Here is a 22,572-nt window from a genome sequence, read left to right as displayed (position 1 = left end):
ATGCCAAATTTGACATATGAAAGCCAAGACCCTTTGGCAGCCTCACAGGACTACATTTAAAAGGGCTTTACTTATCGTATATGCTTACTCGATCTTGTTGATCTGTCTCTTGCAAATCAACTTCGATACGCTCTTCACTTGATGTTGGAATATTCTTCCCTACATAATCAGCGCGAATTGGTAATTCGCGATGACCTCTATCAACAAGAACCGCCAATTGGATTTGAGATGGTCTACCTAAATCCATAAGAGCATCCATTGCTGCTCGAACTGTTCTTCCTGTATATAATACGTCATCCACAAGGATAACTTTTTTCTTCGTAATATCTACAGGGATATCAGAACCTTTTACAAGTGGTTCTTTATTTTTCGATTGTAGTGTTAAATCATCACGATATAACGTAATGTCTAACTCTCCAACTTCCATTTCTTTTCCTTCAATTTGACCAATTCGTTCTGCCAAACGTTGTGCAATAAAAATTCCACGAGTTTTAATTCCGACAAGAACACAATTATCGACACCTTTATTTCGTTCCACGATTTCATGACTAATTCGTGTTAAAGCGCGGCGAATCATTTGGTCATCTAAAACGACAGCTTTCTCTTGCATGCTCTACACCTCCAAGCTTTTTTCTTGCGTGAGAGTAATGGTATAAAAAAAGTCCTCTCAGCGTGTGCGAGAGGACTTTTGAAAAAAGGGTACAACATACCCTAAGTATTTCAAACCGTTACCTTCTCAACCTCACGGGGCTGTGTTAAAGGATCATTATTTAACTGTTGTCAGTATCTCAATTTTCTTATGATTTGTCAATACTATTTTCGTAAAATATTTAATGCGTCTTCAAACACTTCTGGAATCGGTGCCTCAAACTGAATATATTCACCCGTACGAGGATGATCAAAGCCTAAAATACCCGCATGAAGTGCTTGTCCATTCATATCTAACGTTTTCTTCGGACCATACTTCGGATCTCCTGCAAGTGGATAGCCAATATATTTCATATGAACACGAATTTGGTGCGTACGTCCCGTTTCTAAGCGACATTCTACAAGTGTAAAGTCTTTAAAGCGTTCTAACACTTGGAAGTGCGTAACAGCGTTCTTACCATTTTCATCAACTGTCATACTTTGACGCTCTTTCTTATCACGAGCAATCGGAGCATCAATCGTTCCCTTATCATGCGGAATCACACCGTGTACAATCGCTTTGTAACGTCTCGTTACTGTTTTTGCTACAAGCTGATTCACAAGCGATTCATGTGCCATATCATTTTTAGCAACCATTAATAGTCCAGATGTATCTTTATCAATACGATGCACGATACCTGGACGCATTACACCGTTAATGCCTGATAAGTCTGTACAATGATGCATAAGGCCATTTACAAGTGTACCACTTGTATGCCCTGGTGCTGGATGTACAACCATACCACGTGGCTTATTTACAACAAGCACATCTGCATCTTCATAATAAATTTCTAAATTTAAATCCTCTGGTTGAATATCTAACTCTTCTGGTTCAGGAATTGTTACTGTAATTTCATCTTCTTCTTTTACTTTATAATTCCCTTTTACCACTTTCCCGTTTACTGTCACAACGTCATCTTTAATCCATTGCTGCACTTGCGTACGTGACCATTCGTTATTTATCCCTGCAACGAATTTATCAATTCGCTCATTTTTTTGCTCTGCTGCAACTGTTACTTGTACTACTTCACTCATTCAATTACTCCTTCGCTTTCTTGCCTTCTAATAATGTTTGAATAATAATTAATACAACACCAATACATAATGCTGAATCAGCTATATTGAATACTGGATAGTTGTACGAGAAAATATACACGTGAATGAAATCCACTACTTCTTGTCTAAATACACGATCAATAAAGTTACCAATTGCCCCGCCCAAAATTAGGCCTAACGAAATACCTAGAAGTTTGTCTGTTTTCGCATACTTTTTCATATAAAATACAATAAACACTACAAAAACAACTGTAATAATGTAGAAGAACCACATTTTATTTTCTAAAATACCCCAAGCAGCGCCTCTATTTCGATGTGATGTTATGTATAATACATTGTCGATAATCGGAATACTCGTACCCAATTCCATGTTCTTTACAATTAACCACTTCGATATTTGATCGATAGCAATGACGAATAACGCTATTACATAATATATCATTTTCATTTCCCCCACAAAGACAGTGTACCTCAAAATTTTAGCATAGCTGCTACCTTTTCACAATGAACCTTTATAGAAGAATAAAATAAATTAAAAAAAGGTAATATAATATCGTTGTGCGTATTCATACATTTACCTTTTCATAAAAGAATTCATGAATCGTACGGGCAGTCGGCATTGTCTTCATTTGCTTTGTCGAAATTAATCTCCCCGTCTCTTCACAAATACCATACATGTCTATTTCCATTTTAAATAATGCGCGTTCTACATCCTTTAAATCCTCTTTTATATCATGTAATAGCAATTTTTTCTTTATCTCTTCCTTAATTTCATATCCAAGCTCTTGGCTGAACTCGACATCATATTTGTGCATTACTTCTTTAGCTAGTCTCTCTTGCAACTCTTTTCTCATCAATTGCAATTCTTCTTTTATTTCCATGTAAATTTCATTCACGTGTACATTCCTCCTAGCTGTAATGTACAGTTAGTGTGTCCGAAATTTATTTGCTTACCTCACACACATTTTTCCTTCACAGGAAAGAGTCTGAAAGTGATTTTGATATGCCATCAACAAAAAAACTGACTGCATCAATAGCAGTCAGCTTTTTTTATTATTTTACATAGTTTTCTTTAACAACTGTTGCACAACGCTCACATAATGTTTCATGTTCAGCATCTTTACCAATTGTTTCTGAAACTACCCAACAACGTTCACATGTTTCACCAGTTGCTTGAGCAACAACAACCGCTGTATGTTCATACTTCGGTGCATCTGCTGGCGCTTCATCCATCATACCACCAAGTTTATACTCAGAAACGATGAATAATTGCTTTAAGTCTTCACTAATAGACTCTAACATAGCTTTCATTTCTGCAGTTGGATATAGCGTAATGCTTGCATTTAATGACTTACCGATTACTTTTTCATTACGAGCTACTTCTAGTGCTTTTAACACGTCATCACGTAATGTCATAAATGCATCCCATTTTGTTTTTAACGCTTCCGCGTCATCTAATTGTACAGCTTCTGGCATATCAGTTAATTGTACACTTTCTTCTGTTACGCCTGGAATGTATGGCCATACTTCATCAGCTGTATGCGGTAAGATTGGTGTTACAAGTTTCGTTAACGCAACAAGAACATCATATAATACAGTTTGAATCGCACGACGATCTTCGTGGTTTGCACCTTCAATATATAAAATGTCTTTTGCAAAGTCTAAATAGAATGAACTTAAATCAATTGTACAGAAGTTATGAATTGCATGATACACAGCAGCAAAGTCGTATGTCTCATATGCTTCTTTAACTTTTGTAATTAAGTCATTTAATTTCACTAACATGTAACGATCTACTTCACGAAGTTCAGCTACAGCTACTGCATTTTCACTTGGCTTAAAGTCGTCTAAGTTTCCTAATAAGAAACGGAATGTGTTACGGATTTTACGATACACTTCTGCTACTTGTTTTAAAATATCATCTGAAATACGTACGTCAGATTGATAGTCAACAGAAGATACCCATAAGCGTAAAATGTCTCCGCCTAATTGATCCATAATTTTCTTCGGTACGACGATGTTTCCAATCGACTTACTCATCTTACGTCCTTCACCATCTAGTACGAAACCGTGACTTAGTACGCCTTTATATGGAGCTTTACCTGTTACAGCAACTGCTGTTGATAATGAAGAGTTAAACCAACCACGATACTGGTCAGATCCTTCTAAATATAAATCAGCTGGACGCTGTAAATCTTCGCGCTCTTCTAATACCGCTTGGTGAGAAGAACCTGAATCGAACCATACATCCATGATGTCTGTTTCTTTACGGAATTCGCCATTTGGGCTACCTGGATGTGTAAATCCTTCTGGTAATAGATCTTTCGCTTCACGCTCGAACCATACGTTAGAACCGTGTTCACGGAATAAATCTGCTACATGGTTAATTGTTTCATCCGTAATAATTGGATCACCATTCTCAGCATAGAATACCGGAATTGGCACACCCCATGCACGCTGACGAGAAATACACCAGTCACCACGGTCACGAACCATATTATGAAGACGAGTTTCTCCCCATGCTGGTACCCATTTTGTTTCTGCTACAGCTTCTATTAATTCTTTACGGAATGCTTCAATAGATGCAAACCACTGTGCTGTCGCACGGAAAATAATTGGTTTTTTCGTTCTCCAATCATGTGGGTATGAATGTGTAATGAATGTTAGTTTCAGTAACGCGCCTACTTCTTCTAATTTTTCTGTAATTGGTTTGTTAGCTTTATCATAGAATAAGCCTTCAAATCCAGGTGCCTCATTTGTTAATACACCTTTATCATCGACTGGGCAAAGTACTTCTAATCCATACTTTTTACCAACAACGAAGTCATCTTCCCCGTGTCCTGGTGCTGTATGAACACAACCTGTACCTGCATCTGTTGTTACGTGGTCTCCTAGCATAACTAATGAATCACGATCGTAGAATGGATGTTTTGCAACTGTGTACTCAAGTTCGCTACCTTTTACTGTTTTCACAACTTCAGCATTTTCCCACTCTAACGTTTTTGCAACTGTCTCAAACAGCTCAGAAGCAATGATATATTTCTCATCGTTTACTTTTACAATGCTATATTCAAGCTCTGGGTGAACAGAAATACCTAAGTTTGCAGGTAATGTCCAAGGTGTCGTTGTCCAAATGATGTACTTTTCATCACCTTCTAATACGTTCTTTCCATCTTTTACAGGGAATGCTACGTAAATAGATGCTGATTTTTTATCTTGATATTCAATTTCAGCTTCCGCTAAAGCAGATTCACTCGTTGGAGACCAGTAAACTGGTTTTTGACCTTTATAGATATAACCTTTTTTCGCCATGTCACCAAACACTTTAATTTGTTGTGCTTCATAAGCTGGCTCTAAAGTAATATATGGATTATCCCAATCTGCACGTACACCTAGACGCTTAAATTGTTCACGTTGACGTTCTACTTGTTCATATGCATACTCTGCACATAACTTACGGAACTCAGCAACTGTCATTTCTTTACGTTTTACACCTTTATTTGTTAAAGCTTGTTCAATTGGTAAACCGTGCGTATCCCATCCTGGAACATATGGCGCACTAAAACCAGTCATTGATTTATAACGAACAATAAAGTCTTTTAATACTTTATTTAATGCATGTCCCATATGAATGTCACCATTCGCATATGGAGGTCCATCATGCAATACAAATAAAGGACGTCCTTTTGTATGTTCTTGTACTTTTTCGTAAATATTCATTTCAGCCCATTTTTCTTGCATTGCAGGCTCACGTTTTGGTAAATTCCCACGCATTGGGAACTCTGTTTTTGGCATCAGTAATGTATTTTTGTACTCCATGCTCAATTCCTCCTTACATGTATAAAAGAAACACTTAAAAAACGGAATAAAAAAGAGACCTTCTCATCCCAAAAAGGGACGAGAAAGTCTCCCGCGGTACCACCCTAGTAGATCATATACATATGTATAGAATCCTCTTTATATTCTTAACGCGAATACACGCCTACGCTTACTCTATTTGTTCAGCGCGGAACTCCAGGGTGATATTCCCACTATCTCCTTATCCTGAGCTTACACCATCCTCAGTTCGCTATATAAGGTTTGAAAAGGTACTTATCCCTATCTTCGTTTTTCTTAATAAATATGTTGTTTAAAATTATATGTAATAATGAGAAAAACGTCAAGCTTACACTGTTTCTTCTTTTTTCAACAGTTCATCTACTTCGTCTTCTAATTCAATTAGTTTATCCCAATCATCGTTGTTTAACATCTCAAGCTGTGTTTCTAATAACATACGGAAACGAGTTCGGAATACTTTCGCTTGTTTCTTTAGCTCTTCAATATCAAAAGCAACTTTTCTTGATTTTACTAATGCTTCGTTAATAATACGATCAGCATTCTTTTCAGCTTCACGCACAATTAATTTCGCTTCTTTTTGCGCATTACGTTTTACTTCTTCCGCTGCTTCTTGTGCAACGACGATAGATTTGTTTAACGTATCTTCAATATTAGAGAAATGATCTAACTTCCCTTCTAACTGCGCAACTTTTTCTTCTAAAGCTTTTTTCTCACGAATGACCAATTCATAATCTTTGATAATTTGATCAAGAAACTCATTTACTTGATCTTCATCATAGCCACGGAATCCGCGACCAAATTCTTTGTTATGAATATCTAATGGTGTTAACGGCACAACGCCACCTCCAAGTAGTTATCTAAATTTCCTCTTTCAATTATATCTTTTCTTCGACAAAATAGGAGGATTTCCTTCTAAAAAACCAATCATTTTAGTATACCATACAAAATTCTCCATTTGTCGCGTTTTGTTCTACCTTCTACAGAAAATAATTTACTTCGGCCATATCCTCTAACAGAAAAAACATCTCCTGGATAGCATTCATAAGAAGTTTGCTCCACTGTTTTCCAATTGACTTTTACTAAACCATTTTTTATGAAAGGTTGTACTTTCTGTCTAGATAAATGTAACATTTCAGCTAACATAACATCTAAACGAAGTGAAGAAACCGTTCCAGATTTCTCTCCCCACGTTTCATCTATCTGTAGAATTTGTTCTCCTTGCACTGACGCTAAAGAGACTTTTACTTTCCCTATTGATTGTAAGTTCATCTCAATATACGATACAATTTCTTTCGCAACTACAATTTGGGCACGATTTTCTTGCAGCAAAATATCACCACATTTTTCTCTTGTTAAACCAAGAGACATAAATGTACCTAATATTTGCCTATGTTCTAGCGTATAAAACTTGGAAGGATAGTCAATTTCTAATACTTCTACTTGAAATTCTTCTTCATTTAATTCTAGATAGTCTGGATAAATAAGTGCTCTTTTACGCTCTGCATTAGGCGTTGCACCACCAAATTGTACAGCAACATCACCTTGTCCTATTACCATTGAAACAATTTGTTGTTGCCTAGGATCAAGAAAATCCGTTAACTTCACTTGATGGTACTCCGCCGCTCGCTTCCACTCTAGCACTTTATCCACAAAGACCTCCTCATCAGGCCTAAAATGTTCGTAGATGCTCATGTATTTACCTTCTTACTATAAGAAATAGCTTAATAAACTGAACAAACCAGTTTTAGCAAGTTTCAACGCAAAGATCGCAACGATTGGAGAAATATCAATCATTCCAAGCGGCGGAATAAAGCGGCGGAATGGTTCTAAATACGGTTCACAAATACGTGCCAGGAACTCTCCAAAAGATGATTCCTTTGCACCAGGAAACCATGATAGGAGAATGTAAATAATAAGTGCCCACGAGTAAATCTCGATAGCATAACTTAACACTATAAAAACTGTTGTCATGGCGTATTACCACCTCTTTATATTTGTTTCTTCTTCTTCACCGAATAACTCTGAAATCGCACCAACAATATCTACATTTTCAGGTGTACACATAAATGTTTTCGGCCCTATTTTTTGAATGTCCCCGCCTATAGCGTATACAGTACCACTTAAAAAGTCAACGATACGTACCGCTTGATCAGTAGACATTCTCTGCAAATTAATTACAACAGCTCGTCTACCTTTTAAGTGGTCCGCAATCCCTTGTGCTTCCGAATATGTGCGTGGTTCTAATAAAACAACTTTTGAAGATTGTTTTGCTGTTTCAATACTCACAACATTTTGCTTCGGTTGCGCTTTCGGAAACGTAACGTCTTGTTGTTCTGGTGGATCTTGCTGCTTTTTCATGTCTGTTTGCTCCTTTTCATAACCATATTGAGCTGCTTCTTTTTCTTCCGGTGTATCAAAAAAGAAGTATTTTACTTTTGACCAACTCATAATAAGATTCTCCTTCCTTTTACGCTTTTCCTACTAAAATCGTTCCCAAACGAATATATGTAGCCCCTTCTTCAATTGCAATTGTGTAATCGTTGGACATTCCCATTGATAATTCTTTACATGGCGCATGTAATAACTCTAGCTCCTGCACCTCTGTTTGCAGCATACGTAATTCCTTAAAACAGCGTCTGATTTCTTCCTCTTCTTCTGTAAATGGAGCCATCGTCATTAGTCCAACCACTTCAATTTTATCGAATTCTTGCAAACTTTGAATAAAAGAAACAACCTCTTCTATTGCCAATCCTTGCTTCGATTCTTCAGATGAAGTTTTCACTTGAATAAAGCATTTCACTTTCTTATCAGCACGTTTCTGAATTTCTTTCGCCAGCGAAAGACGATCTAACGAATGTAAATAATCAATTTCATTAATGATTTCTTTTACTTTTCTCGTTTGTAATGAGCCAATAAAGTGCCAATTAACTTTTGAACCGAAATGCTCGTATTTCTGTAAGAAACCTTCATTTCTATTTTCACCTAAATCGATAATTCCAGCTTCAATTACTTCGTTTGTTTTTTCAATCCCTACAGTTTTTGTAACTGCAACAAGTTTAATATCTTGCAACGAACGTCCAGCTCGAGCGCAAGATTCTTTAATAGCTTCATTTACAATTACTAAATTTTCTTGTACTGTCACTTGCTTCCTTCCTCCTTAAAACCTATGAAACTCAACATTCTTCCTGTCTTACCTTGATCACGACGATGAGAGAAAAATAGTTGCTCTTCACAGCTTGTACAAAGAGATGACATTACAATATGCTCTTCTTTTATGCCTGCTTGTACACATAATATACGATTAATTTCTTTTAAATTAATTGCGTACTGCCCGTCAGAAATTTTTTGATGAGGAACAGCACCGCTAACTACTTCCTGTGCTGCTGTTAATACACGATCATCCACAACATAACAACAAGATCCGATCGACGGCCCAATTGCAACATGAATTTCATCACTTGAAATACCTTCTGCATTCCACTTTTGAATCATTTCCTTTGCAATCTCTTGTACAGTGCCTTTCCATCCAGCATGCGCAAGTCCTATCATACCATGTGATGGTGCATAAAAATAGAGCGGAACACAATCCGCGTAACAAGACGTTAACAGAACATCTTCATTACTCGTATAAATGCCATCTGTTTTTGAAATGCCGTCCTCATATGAATAGACACCACTTCCCTTTTCCTGTTGCCCTACTTTTTCAACATGATGAGCATGAACTTGTTCAGAGCAAATCCAGTTTTCTAATGGTTTTTGTAACTTATTTGCTAAAATGCGTCTGTTTTCATGAACGTTCTCCACGATATCATTCACATGTAATCCTAAATTCATCGCATGAAAGGAGCCCGTACTTATCCCACCATCTTTTGTCGTAAATCCAGCAGTAATGTTTCCAAGTTCTTTCCACGCTTGTAAATACAGTATACCGTCCACATATTTAAATGGTTCTCTCATAATAAAGCGGCTCCTTTTAATTAAAATAACAGAAAAAAGCATGGTACTTCCTGTCTATTTTACCATACTTTTATTTTTTCATAATCCTAACAGAAAAAAAAGAGGAATTTGTAATATTCTTTATGAAATTGTCGGTGTTTGTATTGATTCTGTTACAGAATTAACAGGATTTACTCTTACAAGTATGACATCTTCCCCAATTTTCACAATTTCCTTCCAAGGAATTACAATCTCAACATCTTTTCCAAAAATACCCAGCATACGTGTCTGTTTGGAAATAATAACAGAACAAATTTTCCCTGTGTTCATATCAATTTCAATATCTCCAATATTCCCAATCCTTTTTCCATCTGAAATATTTATAACATCCTTCATCTGTAACTCTGAAATTCGTATCACCATTTTTATCCTCTCCCTTATATGACAAATTGGAAACTGTTTCTCATATTTACAGGAAGCCACCTATACGAAACACCATGCTAGTTTCATTATATGAACACTAATCCCCTACTATGAGCACAAACCATATTACATATAAAAAGGTCTCACCATAATTGGTGAGACCTTATCCTTGAATCGTTTTATTCATTTGTTTAATGGCTGACTTCTCTAAACGTGATACTTGCGCTTGGGAAATCCCAATTTCTTCTGCAACTTCCATCTGTGTCTTTCCTTGGAAGAAACGTTTTCTAATAATCATTTTCTCTCTATCATTTAAACGCTTCATTCCTTCTTTCAATGCTAATTCTTCAACCCACTGCTCGTCCTTTTGTTTTTCATCACTTAACTGATCCATAACAAAGATAGGATCTCCCCCATCATTATAAATCGGTTCAAATAATGAAACTGGATCTTGAATCGCATCTAAAGCAAATACTATCTCTTCATGAGTTACTTCTAGCACTTTTGCAATATCCATTGCTGTTGGTTCTTTTGAATTTTCTGCAATCAATTTTTCTCTTACTTGCAAAGCTTTATACGCAATATCTCGCAATGAGCGCGATACGCGAATCGGATTATTATCACGCAAATATCTGCGTATTTCCCCAATAATCATCGGCACAGCATACGTTGAAAATTTTACATTTTGGCCTAAATCAAAATTATCAATTGATTTCATAAGTCCGATGCAACCAACTTGAAATAAATCGTCAACATATTCTCCTCTGTTATTAAATCTTTGGATGACGCTCAGTACAAGACGTAAGTTTCCATTCACTAATTTTTCTCTTGCGCTTATCTCTCCACTTTGCATTTCACGAAATAATTTACGCATCTCTTCATTTTTTAATACTGGAAGTTTAGCTGTATCAACACCGCAAATTTCTACTTTGTTTCTCGTCAAAGTGTTCCCTCCTATCGGGAGTTGCTGTACAGTGTAAAGTATTTCCTTTGAAGGGGATTTTATGCATGTGGTTTTTTCACGATTTATTATTTAAATTATCTTTCCTAATACAACTAAATAGAATAAGACCAGCCTACATAACGGCTGGTCTTATTCTTTACACCATTTTATTAAATTCTTTTCGTAATCTTTTTATAATTCTTTTTTCTAAACGCGAAATGTATGACTGTGAAATCCCAAGCATATCAGCCACATCTTTTTGCGTCTTTTCCTCTCCTCCAGCAAGCCCAAACCGAAGTTCCATAATTTGTTTTTCACGATCATTTAATTGGTGTAATGCTTTCATTAAAAGGTGACGATCTACAGTAGCTTCTAAATCTTTTGTAATAATATCATCATCTGTACCTAACACGTCAGACAATAACAGTTCATTCCCATCCCAATCAATGTTTAGTGGTTCATCAAAAGAAACTTCCGAACGATTTTTGTTATTTCGACGTAAATGCATTAAAATTTCATTTTCTATACAACGCGATGCATATGTTGCTAATTTTATTTTCTTTTCTGGATTAAATGTATTTACCGCTTTAATAAGGCCGATTGTTCCTATACTAATCAAATCTTCAATATTTATCCCTGTATTTTCAAACTTTCTTGCTATATATACAACGAGCCTTAAGTTACGTTCAATAAGTAATGACCTTGCTGCCTGATCTCCTTTTGGCAATTTATTCAAAAGAACTTCCTCTTCTTCTTTTGTTAACGGTGGTGGCAACGCTTCACTTCCACCAATATAATAAATTTCATCGGTCTTAATTCCTAATTTCAGCAATACTTTATACCAAAGGTATACTAAATAAAATTTTAATTTCATCATATTATCCCGCCTCTCATTTATTAAGCAATCACCATTTTTTGCGAAATCAACATTTTTGGATGCACAATACATTGATACTCCCCATTAGTAGACAGCTGTTGTGTATTTAATCCAATTAATACTTTGTTTACAACAATAGAACTACCTTCATGGTCAACTTGCACACTGTCAGGCTTAATTGCCCACAAAAATTGACTCTCTACTCCTACTGCACGGAAAGGAATTAAGCGTAATTTGGTCGCCCAACCAGAATCATTTTCTGGTATTTGAGGAATTTCTGTTTTGGAATAAATTTGTTCTGTTAACCAAGATGGTAAGCAATGTTCTAATGATGAAACATGCATAATCATAACAGGTGTTTTTGTTAATGGGTCATAAAGTTGGTTCCCACTGTCAATAAGACCTGCGAGTTCTAGTTCTTCTTCGGCTAATTGAATTTTTACTTTCACAATTTGATCATAGTGTATTTTCGTGACCTCTACGCTTTCAATACGCTTTTTAGAAAAATAATAAATTACTGGAAAACCAAAAATAACAAATAACCAACTAATTGGATCACCGTAAGAAATTGACTGAGATTGAACCAATCCATTTACCATTTCATTCGTTTGCAAAAAGAAATGAGTTCCAATTAATCCTCCGCCAACCATAAAGGTTACAAAGTAAAAAGTAAAAACAGTTTGTGCATAATTTCTAAATGTCGTAAACCCAAATGCTGTATACACAATAAGTAACGAGTACAGTAGTTTCATAATTGGATGTGTCATCATAGAAGCAAAAGGAGTAAAGGCAAAAATAACAATAGTTGAACCTATAAATGCCCCTAACACAAGCCTCCATCTTTTGATTTTCTTTTTTAACACGGTAGCTGTTAATAAAAGCAAAAGAAAATCAATGCAGGCGTTTAACAACCAAACAACGTCGGCGTAAACAACCAAACAATTCACCTCTTTTTTCAAGTTGAGACTAGTATAATGCATATCCAATAGGAAAGTGTGTCAATTTGCGGAGGTGTTTTTTTGTTATTTTGTGATTTCTAGACATAATCTGTCGGTAAAAAATAAAAGTACAAATTCATAGAATGATATACTCTTATTTTCACAAACAAAATATATTGAAATATACGAAATAAAAAAAGACCTGCTTAGCAGGTCTTTTCCATAAAAAATAAAAAGGAGCATGAAAGCTCCTTTTTTTATCGTCTACGACGGTTACGTAAAAATGCTGGAATATCGATATCATCTGAATCTGAATGACGCTCATGTACAACTGGCTCTTCACGCTTCATTTCACGTTTTACTTCACGCTGTTTTGAAGGTTGAGCTACTGGTTGTTGCTGTTGTTGCGTGTGGTTCGCATTCGGACGAATAATTGGTTTTGGTGGTTGAGTTGCAATGCTATCATCAAAACCAGTTGCAATTACAGTTACAACGATATCATCTTTTAATCCTTCGTTAATAACAGAACCGAAGATCATATTTACTTCTGGATCTGAAGCTGAAGCTACGATGTCTGCCGCTTCTTGTACTTCATATAAGCTTAAGTTAGCGCCACCCGTAATGTTCATGATAACACCTTGAGCTCCATCAATAGATGTTTCTAGTAATGGGCTAGAAATCGCTTTTTTCGCAGCTTCTGCAGCACGATTTTCCCCATTACCAGAACCAATACCCATTAAAGCAGAACCTCTATTAGACATAATTGTCTTTACGTCTGCAAAGTCTAAGTTAATTAAACCTGGCGTTGCAATTAAATCCGAAATACCTTGAACACCTTGACGTAATACGTTATCAGCTTCACGGAATGCTTCTAACATTGGCGTATTTTTATCAACAATCTCTAATAAGCGATCGTTTGGAATTACAATAAGAGTATCTACATTTTCTTTAAATGCTGCAATACCAGATGCTGCTTGCGTCGCACGCTTACGTCCTTCAAAAGTAAATGGACGTGTTACAACACCTACTGTTAAAGCACCTAATTCTTTTGCAACTTGAGCAACAACTGGAGCTGCACCAGTTCCAGTTCCACCGCCCATACCGGCAGTTACGAAGACCATATCCGCACCACGAAGTGCTTCTTGGATCTGTTCTTTACTTTCTTCTGCAGCTTTTTTCCCTACTTCAGGGTTTGCGCCTGCACCAAGTCCACGCGTTAATTTTCCACCAATTTGCATTTTTGTTTCAGCTTTTGATAGATTTAATGCTTGTGCATCAGTGTTCACAGCGATAAAGTCTACACCTTGTACACCGTGTTCAATCATACGGTTTACAGCATTGTTTCCGCCACCGCCGACACCGATAACTTTTATATTCGCTAATTGATCTTGAGTAGTATCAAACTCTAACATGTCGAAATCCCCCTAGAACCTCATTTTTCGTGTCCAATTTTAATCCCATAAATAACGGAATACACGTTTTACTTTTGACATCATGCGGTCATCATTTTGATTATTATTGTTTTGATTACGAGTTTTTTGTTTCGTGGGTTGCTGTTGTACCGGCGTTGGTGCTGGTGCTGGTACTGGTTCAAAATGCTCTTGCTTTTCCTGCACATTTTTCCCACGTAATTTAGCTTTTTGATAAGAATGTTTAATTAATCCAACTCCACTTGTATATTGGGGCTCACGCACACCAATATAATCAGGAGTTGCTACACGAACATTTTCATGTAAAATATCATATGCAAGATCAAGAACACCTGGCATAGAAGCAATTCCGCCAGTTAGTACATAACCAGAAGCCACTTGCTTTACTCCTAACTTACGCACTTCATCTTGAACAAACATTAAAATTTCCTCTACACGAGCCTCTATTATATCCGATAATTCCAACTGAGAATATTGTTCTGTTTGATCACTTCCCATAATAGGAACCGTAAACATCTCTTCTTCAGATGCTGTATCATAAAAAGCATGTCCATATTTCAACTTAATTTGATCTGCATTTTCTGTTGAAGTTTTCAACCCAATCGCAATATCTTTCGTTATATGGTCTCCACCTAATGGTAATACGCTTGTCGCTTGTAACTCTCCATCTTTAAAAATAGATAAAGTTGTAGATCCTCCCCCCATATCAACAAGGGCTACTCCTCTATTTTTTTCATCTGAAGATATTGCAACTGTTGCAGCCGCTAAAGGTTGAAGACAAATATCAACAATTTCAAGACCTGCTTTTTCTACACAACGAAGTAGGTTATGTAGTAAAGTTCTCGAGCCTGTAATAAGTGTACCTTCCATTTCTAATCTTACACCGATCATCCCGCGTGGATCGTTAATCTCGTCAAGACCGTCTACGATGAACTGTCGAGGTACCACATCAATAAACTCACGTTCTGGAGCAATTGACACAACTTGTGCTGCATCTAGAACGCGTAAGACATCTTCATTCCCGATTTCACGATCTTCATTTGAAACAGCGACTACTCCGTGACAAGGAAGTAGCTGTACCTGGTTTGCATTGACACCTACTACAACTTGCTCAATGTGGATCCCCACCATGCGCTCAGCTTGTTCAATTGCTTTTTTAATTGATCGAACAGTCTCGTCTATATCAACTATCGATCCCTTCTTTAAACCATTTGATTTTACATTTCCAACACCAATAATGTTTAAGCTGTCATTAACCATTTCACCAATGATGACTTTAACATTGGATGTACCGATGTCAAGACTAACATATATTTCATTGCTGTTCATTCTTTGGCACCTCCTTCTTTATTTATACCATACAACTCAATATATGGAACAACAATCGCAACTTTACTATTTATAAGAAAAATATTCAACGTCTTTATACGTTTCCCTTTTTTAACCCTATATTTTTCTTATTTTTATTTAGCATTCAATTAAGAATATCGCAGTAAACTATGAATAACTGCTTATCTTGAAATAATTCTATTTCGAGTGTAAAGTTTACCGCCAAGTATAAGTCTACACTAAGATGTACTCATAGAAAAGTGAAACTTGTACCAATACTAGTATGAATCTAAGAATTTTTACATATTTTTCATCAAATGAACCATTCTTCTAAATTCGTATACACATAATAGAACGTTCGTTTCGTTTTTTCTGCTATAAGTAACGAAAACTACCATTCTATTCTTTTTTTTCTTCCGCACCTAATTCTTTCGTATATGCACCTACTTCTAAGTCAATTAATACCTTCTTACCTGGCTCAATTGTTTTTAAAATAAGCGGATAGGCTTCCATACGTTTTGCGAAATTTTGAATTGTAGTGCTCACTTCATAACCTTCATTCATATATAAAGTAAGATGATCTTCATTCGCATTCGTTGGTGAATAGCGAATCTCCGAAATAGATTTTAAAATAGCTGGTGTTAATTTTTCTAGTTCAGCGATTAACTCCTTCATTTTCTCTTCTTTAAAAGGTTCGAAAATCGGTGCTGCAACAGGAAGTTTTCCATTAGGTAGTACATCAAGCGTTTTTCCATTCTCTAATAACGGTTGTAATTTTCCCTCTTTATTTATATAACCAATCGTTAAATATTCTTCGATATGAATATCAATATTGTTTGGAAAACGTTTTTTTACATTTACTGCTTTAATTTCTTTTCGCTTCGTTAAGTTTTCTTCAGCTTTATGTGCTGTCACTCGGAAATAACTTGTATCATATGTTACGCCTGAATCCTTCATTACTTGTTCATCCGTCATATAGTGATTTCCAAACACACTAATCTTTTTTATATTACTAAGCGGAGACCGAAAATAAATTAAAAAGAGCACTAATAAAAATAAAATTGATATGTATAAAATCAATCGATGATTAACATTTTTTTTGTTTTTTTTCTTTTGATTTTTCAATTTTGGTACACGATCTTGTAGTTTAATCACTTTACTATTATTCATGTACGATCCCCCTATGTAACATAAAGAACGGCATGTTCCTCATGCCGTTCTTATCTTCTTATTATAACATAAATGATAATGAGCGGAACGAATAACCGTTATCTTCCAATGATTTCTACTTCTGTGTGCATATCTACATCAAATTTATCCTTAATTGTATGTTTTATTAATTCAATTAAAGACAATACATCTTGCGCTGAAGCTCCCCCAGTATTAACAATAAAATTGCCATGCATTTCAGAAATTTGAGCTCCACCAATCCTATAGCCACGAAGCCCTGCTTTTTCTACTAAATCTCCTGCAAAATGTGGGATTGGATTCCGAAATACACTTCCTGCACACGGGTGATTCCATGGTTGCGTTTCACGGCGGTAATCTTTATTATTTTGCATGCTACGTACAATTTCTTCACGTTTCCCCGCCTGTAATTGAAACACCGCCTCTAAAACAATACCAGGACGTTTCGTTTGCAATACAGATGCCCGATAAGAAAACTCCAGTTCTTTATTCGTTAACCAGTCAATTGCACCGTCTTCAAACAGAATGAGAGCCTTCGATAATACACTCGATATATCCGATTTATGTGCACCTGCATTCATATATACTGCACCACCGACACTTCCTGGAATACCGCTTGCAAACTCCAATCCAGCTAACCCTTGACGACTAAGTAAAGTTGACAATTTAATAAGAGGATACCCACTACCAACTCTTACCTTATGTTTTTCGACCTCTAAGTGATCTAATCCTTCTCCTAAACGAATAACAACACCTTCTATACCTTGATCAGATACAAGAAGGTTTGAACCGCGACCAATTACAGTCCACTTCGCTTTGTATTGCTTTACTAACTGTAATGTTTTTTCAATACCGGCTACATGCTTTGGCACAATTAAAATATCCGCTGGGCCACCTATTTTCATAGTTGTATAACGTGCTAACGGCTCGTTAACCAAAACACGACCAACGTCTGCTTCTATAAGCTCATTTACTAATTGTTCCATAGACAATCTCCCCCATATTAAGTCTCCTTATGACAATAATATGCAGGGCGTTCACCTAACGTTATCCCTCTATTTACGGGCAGTACAGCTCCTAAATCAAAATTAGGTGATAACAAAGAAATTAGGCGGAATGAGGATACCAGTAAACATCCGATTAGTGAAAGGTAATAATCAAAGAGAGAGAATCACTCCCCACTGATTAAAGCCTCACTTTATTTTTTTACAAGTTTATTCATTACTTCATACAGCTTATTTGCTGCATCTGGAATACCTAGTTGCTTAGCAGCTAGCTTCATATTTTGTAATGTTTGTGCATCTAATAAAATCTCATCAATATCACGAATAAGCGTTTCAGCTGTTAAATCTTTTTCAAGTAACATTTTTGCCGCTCCTTTATCAACAACTGAACGTGCATTCTTTTCCTGATGATTATTTGTTACATACGGACTCGGTATTAACACACTTGGTTTTCCTAACGCTGTTAATTCTGCAAGTGTTGTTGCCCCAGCCCTTGAAACAACAAGGTCTACACCAGTTAGTACCTCTGGCATATTATGAATGAACGGCTTAATAATAACATTGCTTGGGTTCCCTTTTTGCTTCACGGCTTCCATCACTTTGTCATAATGTACTTCACCTGTTACATATAGTATTTCGTAGCTTTTGTTCCCAAACTGTTCAATTGCTTCAACGAAGGCATCGTTAATCGGTCTAGCCCCACGACTTCCACCAAATATAAGTACAGACTTTTTAGGAAGAGAAAGCCCAACTGAACGTTTCCCCTTCATTCCATTTTGTTCCATTACCTCTGATGCTCGTGGATTACCTGTCATTACCACTTTTGACTCCGGAAAATGCTCTATAGCTGCTTCAAAACAAACAGCAACTTTATCAACATAACGGCTTAAAAACTTGTTCGTTACACCTGGTACACTATTTTGTTCATGTACAATAGTTGGAATACCTAATTTGGCTGCAGCGTATACAACTGGTCCACATACATATCCACCCGTTCCAATTACGATATCCGGATTAAAACGACGAATATATCGTTTACTATCCTGTACACCTTTTAGAAAACGCATTACTGTTTTCACATTATCTAATGATATTTTTCGTTTAAATCCACTTATAACAATAGATTGAAATGGTATACCTGCTTTTGGAACGATTGTACTCTCTAGTCCATTTTCCGTACCAATATATAAAAATCTTGCTTCTGGATTTAACTTTTTTATTTCTCTAATTAAAGCAAGAGCTGGATAAATATGACCACCAGTACCCCCACCACTCACTAATACACGCACTACTAACTCCTCCGCTTCTCTTTTCTTATTTCCATTATATTTATTTCTATATACATATTGCATTTTTACACACATACGAAAAACCCTGTCTTATAAACAGGGTTTAGTAGCGAGAATGGCGACTTATATTTAATAATACACCTACTGCCATTAACATTAATGTCAAACTTGATCCACCATAACTTAAAAACGGTAAGGTAATACCCGTAACAGGCATTAGTCCTGTTACAACACCAACATTAATCATTACTTGAATCGCAATCATCGCCACAATACCTACTGCTAAAAACGTACCATATAAATCTGGCGCTCCTAATGCGATACGAATCCCGCGCCATAATAATAGACTAAATAATAATAACACAAATGAACCACCAATAAAACCTAATTCCTCGGATAAGATCGCAAATATAAAGTCAGTTTGTGGTTCAGGTAAATAAAGAAATTTTTGTCTACTTTGTCCAAGTCCAAGCCCAAATAATCCACCAGGTCCAATTGCAAGTAATGATTGGATAATTTGAAATCCACTCCCGAGCGGATCTGACCACGGATCTAAATATGATGTAATGCGTTTCATTCGATACGGTGCTGATGCAATTAACCCTACAAATCCTGCTACACCAATCAAACCAAACATTGCAAAGTGAAAAACTCTCGCTCCCGAAATGAATATCATAATGATACATGTCCCAACCATTACCGTTCCTGTCCCAAGGTCTGGCTGTAACATAATCATCCCAAAAGCAAGAAACACAAAACTAAGAGCCGGTAATAAACCACGTTTAAAAGATGTAATCAATTTTTGCCGTTCTGCTAAAAACTTTGCCAAGAAAATAATCATCGCAAACTTCATAAATTCTGACGGCTGAATCGAAAATGCTCCGATTCCAATCCAACTTCGTGCTCCTCCTCGAACAAGACCTACTCCAGGAATAAGAACGAGAATAAGAAGAATGAAGCAAACTAGCAAAATCACTTTTGAATACGTACGCCACACCCAATAATCAATTTTCATAATAAAAAACATAGCTACTACACCAAGACCCGCAAACAGTAATTGTCTTTTTGCAAAAAAGAATGAGTCCCCCATTTTATAAGAGGCCCAAACTGCACTCGCACTATAAACCATAATCATTCCGATTGTCAACAATGAAAGTGTTACGATGATGAGAATAAAATCAGGCGTTTTCTTCATTACCCACAAACACCACCTCTTTAGGCACAACCTTTTGCCCTATGTAACAAAACATCAGTAGGTGTTAGCCTACTGATGTTTTGATTTACTTTATATAAGTTTATGCACAGCTTGTATAAAAATGTCTCCTCTTTCTTCAAATGTTTTAAATTGATCCCAGCTTGCACACGCTGGAGAAAGAAGAACGACATCACCATCTTTAGAATGAGCATAAGCTTTCACCACTGCTTCATCTAAAGTATCGACACTTTCAATTATATCTAACCCCGCTTTTTCTGCCGCTCTTACTAGTTTAGGAGCTGTTTGTCCAAATGTTACAATCGCTTTTACATTTTTGAAATACGGAATTAAATCATCGAATTCATTTCCGCGATCAAGCCCACCTGCTAGTAACACAATCGGTTGTGTAAACGCAGATAGTGCTTTCTCAGTCGCTAACATATTCGTTGCTTTTGAATCATTATAAAACTTACGGTTGTTAATCGTTGTTACATATTCTAAACGATGTTTTACACCCGTAAAACGTTTTAACACGACCGTAATTGCTTCATTAGAAGTACCTAATAATTTCGCAATACTCATCGCAGCTAAAATATTTTCTAGATTATGTTGACCAGGTAAAACGATATCGCTTACTTCAATAACTTTTTCACCTTTGAAATAAAGAGCGTTATCTTTTATACACGCACCATCTTCAATTTCTTTCGTTGTCGAAAACAGGATTTTTTGACCTTTAGAATACGCAGACAAAGCCATCACATCTGCATCATCCGCATTTATTACACTATAATCATTTTCTGTTTGGTTTTTAAAAATATTTGCTTTTGCTAAACCATATTCTTTCTTCGTCCCATGATAATCTAAGTGGGCCTCAAATAAATTTAAAAACGCAGCAATTTTAGGTTGGAACAATTCTACTCCCATCAATTGAAACGATGAAAGTTCTGTAACTACAACTTCATTTTCTTTTGCATCCTGTGCTACTTCACACGCTACAGTTCCAATGTTCCCTGCAATTACAGGATGCTTTTGTCCTTCTTTTAGCATTTCAAATGTCAGCATTGTCGTCGTCGTTTTACCGTTAGACCCCGTAATCCCAACAAATGGTGCTTCTGAAATACGATATGCTAATTCAACTTCCGTAACAATCGGAATTTGCTTTTCTTTCGCAGCAACTAATATTGGATTAGAATACGGGATTCCTGGATTTTTTACTACAAGAGAAATATTTCTCTCTAATAATTCTAAAGGATGACCACCGCATACAACGTCCATTCCTTTTGCTTGTAATTCTGCAGCAAGTACATTCTCTGCTAAAGGCTTTCCGTCATTTACAATAACATTTGCCCCTAACTTTTGTAACAATGTAGCTGCTGCATAACCACTTTTTGCAATGCCCAATACAAGAATATTCTTATTTTGAAATTCAGTTACAGTTTTCAATTACATCCACACCCCGATATAAATTCCTAACACAGCTAATAAAAATCCTGCAGACCAAAACGTCACAACAACACGCCACTCTGACCAACCACATAATTCATAGTGATGGTGTAATGGACTCATTTTAAAGACACGTTTTCCTGTTGTTTTAAATGAAATGACCTGAATGATAACCGATAAAGTTTCCATTACGAATACTCCGCCAATAATTACAAGTAGCAATTCTTGTTTTAATAAAATCGCTACAGCTGCAATGGCTCCACCTAAAGCTAATGAACCTGTATCTCCCATAAACACTTTTGCTGGATTCGCATTGAATACTAAAAATCCAAGTACAGCTCCTACAACTGCCATACAGAATATCGCTACTCCAAATTGCTCTTGTGCCACAGCAATAATACTAAATGCTCCAAATGCAATAGCAGCTGTTCCTGATAATAAACCATCTAAACCGTCAGTTAAGTTAACTGCATTTGATCCACCAATAAGCATAAATAGTACAAGTACGAAATACGCCCAACCTAATTCAAACTTAACATCCGTTCCCGGAATCATGATGTATGTGTGGAACGCTTGCCCTTTTCCAATTAAAAAGAATGCAATAGCAATAACAAGCTGACCTACTAATTTTTGCTTTGATGTTAAACCAAGATTTCTCTTCTTAACTACCTTTATGTAGTCATCTAAAAATCCAATCAATCCGTAACCAAACGTCACTAATAGTAATAACGAAACCTCTGCACCTAAATAATTAAACTTAATCGCCATAATAAGTGAAGTTACCATCATAGATACGTATATGACGATACCACCCATTGTCGGTGTCCCTGATTTTTTTTGATGTGACTTTGGTCCCTCATCACGAATACTCTGTCCGAACTTTAATTTTCTTAAAAATGGAATAAACAATGGCGAAAGGGCAACAGAAATTAAGAATGCTACCCCAGCCGTTACTAATAAACCTTGCTCAAGCACATGTAGTCCTCCTCTCACGTTG

23 protein-coding genes and 1 other annotated feature are annotated in these 22,572 nt (G+C 36.3%); all 23 genes read right to left on the bottom strand.

Going from position 1 to position 22,572, the window contains the following annotated elements; genetic code table 11:
• Positions 1 to 67 precede the first annotated feature (67 nt).
• A complete protein-coding gene (pyrR, locus tag MR136_RS04315; RefSeq protein WP_001156491.1) occupies positions 68 to 610 on the bottom strand; it encodes a bifunctional pyrimidine operon transcriptional regulator/uracil phosphoribosyltransferase in 543 nt (180 codons plus the stop codon).
• A gap of 203 nt (positions 611 to 813) precedes the next feature.
• Positions 814 to 1,722, bottom strand: a complete 909-nt coding sequence (locus MR136_RS04310; protein WP_017672853.1) for an RluA family pseudouridine synthase — start codon at positions 1,720 to 1,722, stop codon at positions 814 to 816.
• Between the two features lie 4 nt (positions 1,723 to 1,726).
• Entirely contained in the window at positions 1,727 to 2,185 is a 459-nt protein-coding gene (gene lspA, locus MR136_RS04305) for a lipoprotein signal peptidase LspA (RefSeq protein ID WP_000642180.1), read from the bottom strand.
• 124 nt (positions 2,186 to 2,309) lie between these two features.
• Positions 2,310 to 2,639 (bottom strand): TraR/DksA C4-type zinc finger protein, encoded by a 330-nt coding sequence (locus MR136_RS04300; RefSeq protein ID WP_001002956.1) that lies wholly within the window; start codon positions 2,637 to 2,639, stop codon positions 2,310 to 2,312.
• Positions 2,640 to 2,796: 157 nt separating this feature from the next.
• Positions 2,797 to 5,562: an isoleucine--tRNA ligase gene (ileS2, locus tag MR136_RS04295; RefSeq protein WP_000455951.1), complete on the bottom strand. Its 2,766-nt coding sequence runs from the start codon at positions 5,560 to 5,562 to the stop codon at positions 2,797 to 2,799.
• 71 nt (positions 5,563 to 5,633) lie between these two features.
• Positions 5,634 to 5,857 (bottom strand) — a binding site (T-box leader).
• 51 nt (positions 5,858 to 5,908) lie between these two features.
• Positions 5,909 to 6,415 carry a septum site-determining protein DivIVA gene (gene divIVA / locus MR136_RS04290; RefSeq protein ID WP_001131611.1) on the bottom strand — a complete coding sequence of 169 codons (507 nt, stop codon included), beginning with the start codon at positions 6,413 to 6,415 and terminating at the stop codon, positions 5,909 to 5,911.
• An 89-nt stretch (positions 6,416 to 6,504) separates the two neighbouring features.
• Positions 6,505 to 7,272, bottom strand: coding sequence for a YlmH family RNA-binding protein (locus tag MR136_RS04285; protein WP_002164454.1), 768 nt, complete (start codon positions 7,270 to 7,272; stop codon positions 6,505 to 6,507).
• Positions 7,273 to 7,287: 15 nt separating this feature from the next.
• Positions 7,288 to 7,551, bottom strand: coding sequence for a YggT family protein (locus tag MR136_RS04280; protein ID WP_000214233.1), 264 nt, complete (start codon positions 7,549 to 7,551; stop codon positions 7,288 to 7,290).
• Between the two features lie 6 nt (positions 7,552 to 7,557).
• The gene (locus tag MR136_RS04275) at positions 7,558 to 8,028 is read right to left on the bottom strand and encodes a cell division protein SepF (protein ID WP_000119129.1); all 471 of its coding nucleotides are present in this window, start codon (positions 8,026 to 8,028) and stop codon (positions 7,558 to 7,560) included.
• Positions 8,029 to 8,047: 19 nt separating this feature from the next.
• Positions 8,048 to 8,722 carry a YggS family pyridoxal phosphate-dependent enzyme gene (locus tag MR136_RS04270; RefSeq protein ID WP_000218005.1) on the bottom strand — a complete coding sequence of 225 codons (675 nt, stop codon included), beginning with the start codon at positions 8,720 to 8,722 and terminating at the stop codon, positions 8,048 to 8,050.
• Entirely contained in the window at positions 8,719 to 9,537 is an 819-nt protein-coding gene (gene pgeF, locus MR136_RS04265) for a peptidoglycan editing factor PgeF (protein ID WP_001209008.1), read from the bottom strand. Before pgeF ends, MR136_RS04270 begins: the two co-directional genes overlap by 4 nt.
• Positions 9,538 to 9,657: 120 nt before the next feature.
• Positions 9,658 to 9,939 carry a YlmC/YmxH family sporulation protein gene (locus MR136_RS04260; protein ID WP_000236745.1) on the bottom strand — a complete coding sequence of 94 codons (282 nt, stop codon included), beginning with the start codon at positions 9,937 to 9,939 and terminating at the stop codon, positions 9,658 to 9,660.
• A 163-nt stretch (positions 9,940 to 10,102) separates the two neighbouring features.
• A complete protein-coding gene (gene sigG / locus MR136_RS04255) occupies positions 10,103 to 10,882 on the bottom strand; it encodes an RNA polymerase sporulation sigma factor SigG (RefSeq protein ID WP_000197755.1) in 780 nt (259 codons plus the stop codon).
• Positions 10,883 to 11,039: 157 nt separating this feature from the next.
• On the bottom strand, positions 11,040 to 11,759 hold the full coding sequence (gene sigE, locus MR136_RS04250) for an RNA polymerase sporulation sigma factor SigE (protein ID WP_000976948.1): 720 nt from the start codon (positions 11,757 to 11,759) through the stop codon (positions 11,040 to 11,042).
• A 20-nt stretch (positions 11,760 to 11,779) separates the two neighbouring features.
• A complete protein-coding gene (gene spoIIGA / locus MR136_RS04245; protein WP_000261975.1) occupies positions 11,780 to 12,697 on the bottom strand; it encodes a sigma-E processing peptidase SpoIIGA in 918 nt (305 codons plus the stop codon).
• 257 nt (positions 12,698 to 12,954) lie between these two features.
• On the bottom strand, positions 12,955 to 14,109 hold the full coding sequence (ftsZ, locus tag MR136_RS04240) for a cell division protein FtsZ (RefSeq protein ID WP_000888984.1): 1,155 nt from the start codon (positions 14,107 to 14,109) through the stop codon (positions 12,955 to 12,957).
• A 39-nt stretch (positions 14,110 to 14,148) separates the two neighbouring features.
• Complete coding sequence (ftsA, locus tag MR136_RS04235) at positions 14,149 to 15,456, bottom strand: cell division protein FtsA (RefSeq protein WP_001087558.1); 1,308 nt, start codon at positions 15,454 to 15,456, stop codon at positions 14,149 to 14,151.
• A gap of 399 nt (positions 15,457 to 15,855) precedes the next feature.
• Positions 15,856 to 16,626 carry a cell division protein DivIB gene (divIB, locus tag MR136_RS04230; RefSeq protein ID WP_001065793.1) on the bottom strand — a complete coding sequence of 257 codons (771 nt, stop codon included), beginning with the start codon at positions 16,624 to 16,626 and terminating at the stop codon, positions 15,856 to 15,858.
• Between the two features lie 98 nt (positions 16,627 to 16,724).
• Positions 16,725 to 17,630, bottom strand: a complete 906-nt coding sequence (gene murB / locus MR136_RS04225; protein WP_017672852.1) for a UDP-N-acetylmuramate dehydrogenase — start codon at positions 17,628 to 17,630, stop codon at positions 16,725 to 16,727.
• 212 nt (positions 17,631 to 17,842) lie between these two features.
• The gene (gene murG, locus MR136_RS04220; RefSeq protein WP_025689214.1) at positions 17,843 to 18,937 is read right to left on the bottom strand and encodes an undecaprenyldiphospho-muramoylpentapeptide beta-N-acetylglucosaminyltransferase; all 1,095 of its coding nucleotides are present in this window, start codon (positions 18,935 to 18,937) and stop codon (positions 17,843 to 17,845) included.
• Positions 18,938 to 19,040: 103 nt separating this feature from the next.
• A complete protein-coding gene (gene spoVE, locus MR136_RS04215; protein ID WP_000753520.1) occupies positions 19,041 to 20,132 on the bottom strand; it encodes a stage V sporulation protein E in 1,092 nt (363 codons plus the stop codon).
• A 90-nt stretch (positions 20,133 to 20,222) separates the two neighbouring features.
• On the bottom strand, positions 20,223 to 21,575 hold the full coding sequence (murD, locus tag MR136_RS04210; RefSeq protein ID WP_000860115.1) for a UDP-N-acetylmuramoyl-L-alanine--D-glutamate ligase: 1,353 nt from the start codon (positions 21,573 to 21,575) through the stop codon (positions 20,223 to 20,225).
• Entirely contained in the window at positions 21,576 to 22,550 is a 975-nt protein-coding gene (gene mraY / locus MR136_RS04205) for a phospho-N-acetylmuramoyl-pentapeptide-transferase (RefSeq protein WP_000893060.1), read from the bottom strand.
• Between the last annotated feature and the right edge of the window lie 22 nt (positions 22,551 to 22,572).

The sequence above is a fragment of the Bacillus cereus group sp. BfR-BA-01311 genome (assembly GCF_022664295.1).
GTDB classification, from domain to species: Bacteria; Bacillota; Bacilli; order Bacillales; family Bacillaceae_G; genus Bacillus_A; species Bacillus_A cereus.
Note: the sequence above shows the minus strand (reverse complement) of the source record. Positions and strands in the feature narration are given on the sequence as shown.

Excerpts from the sequence above, each read along its gene's own strand:
- pyrR (WP_001156491.1), bottom strand. The coding sequence starts at position 610 with ATGCAAGAGAAAGCTGTCGTTTTAGATGACCAAATGATTCGCCGCGCT.
- MR136_RS04310 (WP_017672853.1), bottom strand. The coding sequence starts at position 1,722 with ATGAGTGAAGTAGTACAAGTAACAGTTGCAGCAGAGCAAAAAAATGAG.
- lspA (WP_000642180.1), bottom strand. The coding sequence starts at position 2,185 with ATGATATATTATGTAATAGCGTTATTCGTCATTGCTATCGATCAAATA.
- ileS2 (WP_000455951.1), bottom strand. The coding sequence starts at position 5,562 with ATGGAGTACAAAAATACATTACTGATGCCAAAAACAGAGTTCCCAATG.
- MR136_RS04285 (WP_002164454.1), bottom strand. The coding sequence starts at position 7,272 with ATGAGCATCTACGAACATTTTAGGCCTGATGAGGAGGTCTTTGTGGAT.
- MR136_RS04280 (WP_000214233.1), bottom strand. The coding sequence starts at position 7,551 with ATGACAACAGTTTTTATAGTGTTAAGTTATGCTATCGAGATTTACTCG.
- MR136_RS04275 (WP_000119129.1), bottom strand. The coding sequence starts at position 8,028 with ATGAGTTGGTCAAAAGTAAAATACTTCTTTTTTGATACACCGGAAGAA.
- pgeF (WP_001209008.1), bottom strand. The coding sequence starts at position 9,537 with ATGAGAGAACCATTTAAATATGTGGACGGTATACTGTATTTACAAGCG.
- MR136_RS04260 (WP_000236745.1), bottom strand. The coding sequence starts at position 9,939 with ATGGTGATACGAATTTCAGAGTTACAGATGAAGGATGTTATAAATATT.
- sigE (WP_000976948.1), bottom strand. The coding sequence starts at position 11,759 with ATGATGAAATTAAAATTTTATTTAGTATACCTTTGGTATAAAGTATTG.
- ftsZ (WP_000888984.1), bottom strand. The coding sequence starts at position 14,109 with ATGTTAGAGTTTGATACTACTCAAGATCAATTAGCGAATATAAAAGTT.
- ftsA (WP_001087558.1), bottom strand. The coding sequence starts at position 15,456 with ATGAACAGCAATGAAATATATGTTAGTCTTGACATCGGTACATCCAAT.
- divIB (WP_001065793.1), bottom strand. The coding sequence starts at position 16,626 with ATGAATAATAGTAAAGTGATTAAACTACAAGATCGTGTACCAAAATTG.
- murB (WP_017672852.1), bottom strand. The coding sequence starts at position 17,630 with ATGGAACAATTAGTAAATGAGCTTATAGAAGCAGACGTTGGTCGTGTT.
- spoVE (WP_000753520.1), bottom strand. The coding sequence starts at position 20,132 with ATGAAGAAAACGCCTGATTTTATTCTCATCATCGTAACACTTTCATTG.